We start from the raw sequence: 5,883 nt of genomic DNA on the forward strand, positions 1-5,883 counted from the left end.
AGAAGTCGGATCGTAGCCATGTCGTTCTGTGAGCCAAGGAGTTGCGGATACGAATTGTCTTCCTAAGACCGCTTGGCCTCCGACGTATGAACACTCTTCATCGAGTTAAATCGTTTTGTCGATTTCTCAATGCCTGTGAGTGTCCACACAGATTTGCTTGTTTATCTTGTTAAAGAGCAATCCCTTAGGCGCCGTGGCCATCGGGTCAGGGCTGCGTATTCTACGCTTTCCTGCTGCGGCGTCAAGAGGTATTTACCATCTTTTTTTCGCCTGCCGTTGAAAGGACTCAAAGCCTCTTTTCTTCGACCCTGTCACGTCTTTCGCGTTGCCGCTGTGCCGTGTCAGTGGGAGCGCATTATAGGGAGCCTGAACTTTTGTGCAAGGGCTTTTTAAAAGAAAAAAGATCGCTTGCCGAACTTTTAGGCAAAAACGATCTTTTTCTGCAATTATGGCGATTTTACGCCCTAATTTACTCAGTTTGCGGCCGACTTGGGTGCATTTTCCTGTTCAATAAAGCCTTTGAGTAAGGCTATCGCCTTTGGATCTTCCCAGTCGACGAAACTACGGACAAAGGCAATCAGCTCCCCTTTACCATTAAGAATAAAGGTCGCCGGGATAGTATCAAGTGGGAATATCTGCCCCAACTGCATCTGCGGATCGTAATAACTGCGGAAGTTTGCCATCCCCAGGGATTGCAGAAAACTGTCAACTTGCTCTTGGCCACCCTGATCTATGGAAATCGGTAGCAGGGCGAACTCTTTATCACTGAACTGCTCTTCAAGCCGTTCCAGTGCCGGCAACTCCCTGACACAGGGAGGACACCAAGTAGCCCAAATGTTGACCAACACCACTTTTCCCCTGTGTTGACTGAAATCCAATTGGCTACCGGCCTTATCCTGGAAGGGAACAACTTCCAAGGGGAAGCTGTGGGGGAGCACATTGATCTTGTCGACACTGGATTGGATCTGATTGTGATCCTTTGGCTGCATACCGGGATAAGCCTGCGCCCCCAGAGACAGGGACGCCAGCAAAAGTAATGAATATCTGAGCTTGCTCATTACTTGTCTCGCTTCAATAGCTCATCCAACTGGCGTTGTTCTTCGGCAGACAGTTCGAGTGCTTTACTACCGGAAGTACGCTGTTTACGGATGAAAATAAAGCCAATCAAACCACCAAACAACAGCAGCGCCACAGGACCAAGCCACAGGACGTAGGTCTTGGTTTCAAGTCTCGGCTTATAGAGGACAAACTCGCCATAGCGACTGGTCATGAACTGGACGATTTCATCATCAGCCTTGCCCTCTTCCACCATTTTGTACACTTCAAGACGTAGATCGCGGGCAACCGGTGAGTTGGAATCGATCAGGTTTTGGTTCTGACACTGAGGACAACGCAGCTCATGAGCCAGCGACAACGCTCGCTTCTGCTTATCAGGAGAGCTGAACTCAAAGGTGTCCACCGGCGTTGCCGCCACCTGAGCAGCATAGCCGATCAGGAGTGCCACAACAGCAAAGGTTTTCAGCAGCAACTTTCTCATGACGCTTTATCCTTAGCGGCCTCGGCCTGCAACTGTTGGATCATGGGATACAAGGTTTCTTTCCAAACCCGCATATCTACCGGCCCGGCATAGCGATAACGAATGATGCCGTTATGATCCACGATAAAACTCTCCGGCGCACCATATACCCCGAGATCCAGACCAAGACGACCGTCCTTGTCATAGATATTCAACGTGTAGGGGTCGCCTTGGCGAGAGAGTTCTCTTACCGCCAGCGCCCGCTCGTCACGGTAGTTGATGCCATAAATGGGCACCAAGTTTTGTCGAGCCAACTGCATTAGGTAGGGATGTTCATACTTACAGGATGGGCACCAAGTCGCCCATACGTTCAGCATAGATACCTTACCTTTGAGATCTTCGTTGGTGATCATCTCTCCCGGCGTTTCCAGTTTCTCCAGCTGGAAGGCAGGCACAGGCTTACCTTCCAACGCAGAATCCAACTGCTGCGGATTCAAGAACAGTCCCTTGTAAAGGAAGATCCCCATCAAAAGAAACAATATCAGTGGAATAAAAAGTATTAGCTTCTTCATCTTCTTCTTACCTGTTTCAGGCTGTTGCCAGTTTGGCTTTCTTGGCTGCGGCCGCTTCTTCAGCGCGGGCCTTGGCACGGTAACGCTTGTCGGAAGCCGCAAAGAAACCACCAACCATCATAAAGATGCTGCCAAACCACAACCAACGAACAAAAGGTTTGTAGTTCAGTCGCACTGCAAATTCAGTACGGCTAATAGGGTCGCCCATAGTGACATAGAGATCCCGGAACAGACCCCAGTCGATACCGGCTTCAGTCATATCCATAGTGCGAACATTGTATTGACGACGATCCGGCTGCAACAACGCAATCTTTTCACCATCTTTAAGTACTTCAACCTGTCCTTGCTGTGCCGTGTAATTAGGGCCTACAACGTTACGGGTTTCCAGATACTTGAAGGTGTAACCGGCCAGCTCATGACTAGTGCCAGGCCCCATGCGCACGCTCTTCTCAATAGAGTAGTTGGACACCATGGTGGCACCAACTACTGAGACTGCAATCCCCAGGTGAGCAATGATCATCCCCAGTTCACTGCGGCCCATACGCGCCAGGCTGACACTACCATCTTTCGCTTTAATCACGTTGTAACCGGCACGCAGAGTCGCCAGCACAATCCAGACAGCCGCACCTATACCCAGTGCCACCCAGATGTTGAACTCACCACCGGCGATAAATGGTGCTATCACACCCAGAACAGCTGAAATGATCGCTGGCAATAGCAGTTGACGCTTGAGCTCACCTTGTTTGGATTTCTTCCAGCGAATGATAGGACCTATCCCCATAAAGCCGAACAGTACCAGCACGATAGGAACAAACACCGCATTAAAGTATGGTGGGCCAACAGAAATCTTACCCATACCCAAGGCATCGATCAGCAGTGGATAAAGAGTACCGAGCAATACAGTACCGGCAGCCACAGTCAGCAATACGTTACAAACCAGCAGCATGGTTTCTTTGGATTTCAAATCGAAGCGAGCAGGGCTGCTCATTTCACTGGCACGGAAAGCAAACAGAGTCAGCGAACCACCGATAGCCAAACCGAGTAGCAACAGAATGAACATACCCCGGCTTGGATCTGCCGCAAAGGAGTGCACTGAGGTCAGCACACCAGAACGAACAATAAATGTACCCAGCAAGCTCAAAGAGAAAGCAAAGATAGACAGAAGCACTGTCCAGTTACGGAAGGCACCGCGCTTCTCTGTCACTATCAAGGAGTGAACCAGAGCAGTACCAACAAGCCATGGCATAAAGGACGCGTTTTCAACCGGGTCCCAGAACCACCAACCGCCCCAACCGAGCTCGTAATATGCCCACCAGGAGCCCAATGCAATACCACCAGTGAGGAAGATCCAGGCAGCCAGAGTCCAAGGACGACTCCAACGAGCCCAAGCAGAATCGAGTCGACCGCTCATCAATGCGGCAATGGCGAAGGCGAAGCTGACCGAGAAGCCCACATACCCCAGATAAAGCATGGGAGGGTGGAAGATCAGACCCACATCCTGCAACATCGGGTTAAGGTCACGCCCTTCTGCCGGGATCGGGAACAAACGTTCGAATGGGCTGGAAGTGAGCAGCATAAACAGGGTAAAGCCTATGGTGATCATCGCCAACACGGCCAATACCCGAGCGGTAAACACCTCTTCCAACCCCTTGCTGAAGAAAGCTACAGCTGCGGCCCACACCGAAAGTGAGAAGACCCAGAACAACAATGAGCCTTCATGCCCGCCCCAGACTGCTGCAATCTTAAAGAAGATAGGCAATTGAGAGTTGGAGTGATGAGCCACATAGGCGACTGAGAAGTCATCGGTTGCGAAGCTGTAACCCAACGCAATTACCGATAAAAAGATGAAAAAAAACATACCGTAACTTAGTGGCCAGGCATAGCGCACTAGGTATTGGTCTTTGCGGGCAACACCGATCAGGGGGACTGTCATCAGCAGTACTGCGAACGCCATCCCTATGATCAATGAGAAATGTCCAAGTTCTGGGATCATGGGTTTTCCTCAGTTTCCAGGTCAATGTCTGCCAAGCTTCTATTCTGGGCAGACGCACAACTACGGGCACACACCATTACTTTATTAACTTAATTGCGGCTTAAAAGCCGCAAGGGTTAACAGGTATATATTACGAATTTTTGTTCATTTTAGTATTTGCTTTTGTTCCTGTCTGCCACTTTCCACCAATTATGGGTCGCGGCTCTCATTCTCCGAGAGGGCAATATTGACCATGGAAAGACGGCAAGACTCCAAGCTGTGACAGGCGTTAAATAGAGAAGTTTCATTGAATTTTTTGCTGAAATTTGGAACTGTGAACCAGTGCCCAACTATGACCATTAACTTTGGTGGTGGACTTATATTACTGTTCAATGAATCATCTTTCCGTATAATCTTGCAATCAGGCCGTGCGGTAACCCCGCTTTGTCACAAACCAACGTGAAATAAACATAATGACCACTTTTTGGATTTTTATTGCGATTGTTGTGTTAGTCAGCCTGGGGCTGATCTGGCTTCCTCATTTCCGGCAACAGAAGCTACTCAAGGCTGAAGAGTCCGGTGTCCGTAAACAGACCAACCTGGAACTGTTTAACGAGCGTCTAGCTATTCTGGAAAAAGAACGCCAGGAAGAACTGCTGGACCAAGACGAATTTGAATCCCTGAAAAAAGAGCTGGAAGTCAGCTTATTACAGGACATCAAGCAAGGAGCGGATGATTCGCTCGATGCACAAGCCAAGCCTAAAGGACTACTGTGGCCAAGTCTGATGTCTGCCGTATTACTGGTCGTGGCCGGTTACTCCTATCAACAGTTAGGCGCCTATCAGAATATCGATTCTCCTCAACCTGAGAATCCCCATGCAGGTATGAGCACTGAACAGATCATGATGCAACGGGTGCAAATGATGGAATCTGCTGTGCAGCAGGAGCCGGAAAACAGCCAAGCTTGGTTCAGTTTGGGTCACGCCTACATCTCTGCCGGACAATATGATCAGGCAGTAGCAGCCTTCGATAAAGTGATCGAACTGGTGGGGGTTCACGCCGAGTTGCTTGGCCCCAAAGCCACCGCCCTTTATTATAAGGCGGGTCAACAGATGATCCCTGTGGTTCAGTCGCTGATTGATCAGGCACTGAAACTGGATCCTCAAGACCCTTCTACTCTACTGCTGGTTGGTATGGATGCTTTCTTTACTGCAGATTACAACAAGGCAATCGGCGCTTGGCAAACCATTCTTGACAGTGACAGAGCCGACGTGGATCGCGCCGCACTGATCAATGCTATCGACAGTGCCAAGATGCGCCTGCAGGCAGAAGGTGGTGCCACCATGCCGAATGATGAGGCTCACAAAGGTCTAAAGGCAGCAACAGCAAAGACAGTGACGCTGAATGTCTCTATAGCCCCTGAACTGGCAGCCAAAGTCAGCAATACAGACATGCTGTTCATCTTTGCCAGAGCAACCGAAGGCCCCAAAGTCCCACTGGCGGCGACCAAGGTAAGTGCAAAGTCATTACCTGTGACTGTGACTCTGGATGATTCCACCAATATGGGTGGTAACGTTAAACTCAGCGATGCTACCGATGTTGAAGTGATTGCAGTATTGTCCAAGCACGGCAGCGTTAAGCCTCAGCCTGGCGATCTACAAGGCAAAGTGGCCAGCATCAAGGTCGGTGCCAGCGGTGAACTGGTGCTGGATACTGAAGTTCAGTAATCCTATCCTTGACAAATAGACATAAAAAAACCGGCTGATGCCTAATGCCGATCAGTTAAGACAGATCGCTTGACGATCTCACTGAAAGGATCAAAA

General features: G+C 49.7%; 5 protein-coding genes. 1 reads left to right on the forward strand and 4 read right to left on the reverse strand.

What is annotated here, in order from left to right:
- Positions 1 to 473: 473 nt before the first annotated feature.
- The 4 genes from CX651_RS19470 to CX651_RS19485 are packed head-to-tail and all read right to left on the reverse strand — an operon-like array spanning position 474 to position 4,081.
- On the reverse strand, positions 474 to 1,058 hold the full coding sequence (locus CX651_RS19470; protein ID WP_101057764.1) for a TlpA disulfide reductase family protein: 585 nt from the start codon (positions 1,056 to 1,058) through the stop codon (positions 474 to 476).
- Positions 1,058 to 1,537 carry a heme lyase NrfEFG subunit NrfF gene (nrfF, locus tag CX651_RS19475; RefSeq protein WP_101057766.1) on the reverse strand — a complete coding sequence of 160 codons (480 nt, stop codon included), beginning with the start codon at positions 1,535 to 1,537 and terminating at the stop codon, positions 1,058 to 1,060. Before nrfF ends, CX651_RS19470 begins: the two co-directional genes overlap by 1 nt.
- Complete coding sequence (locus CX651_RS19480) at positions 1,534 to 2,088, reverse strand: DsbE family thiol:disulfide interchange protein (RefSeq protein ID WP_101057767.1); 555 nt, start codon at positions 2,086 to 2,088, stop codon at positions 1,534 to 1,536. Before CX651_RS19480 ends, nrfF begins: the two co-directional genes overlap by 4 nt.
- A 16-nt stretch (positions 2,089 to 2,104) precedes the next feature.
- Positions 2,105 to 4,081 (reverse strand): heme lyase CcmF/NrfE family subunit, encoded by a 1,977-nt coding sequence (locus CX651_RS19485; RefSeq protein ID WP_101057768.1) that lies wholly within the window; start codon positions 4,079 to 4,081, stop codon positions 2,105 to 2,107.
- A gap of 452 nt (positions 4,082 to 4,533) precedes the next feature.
- Between CX651_RS19485 and ccmI the strand changes: the two genes are divergently transcribed.
- Entirely contained in the window at positions 4,534 to 5,787 is a 1,254-nt protein-coding gene (gene ccmI, locus CX651_RS19490) for a c-type cytochrome biogenesis protein CcmI (RefSeq protein WP_101057769.1), read from the forward strand.
- Positions 5,788 to 5,883: the final 96 nt, after the last annotated feature.

Source organism: Shewanella chilikensis (assembly GCF_002836945.1).
GTDB classification, from domain to species: Bacteria; Pseudomonadota; Gammaproteobacteria; order Enterobacterales; family Shewanellaceae; genus Shewanella; species Shewanella chilikensis.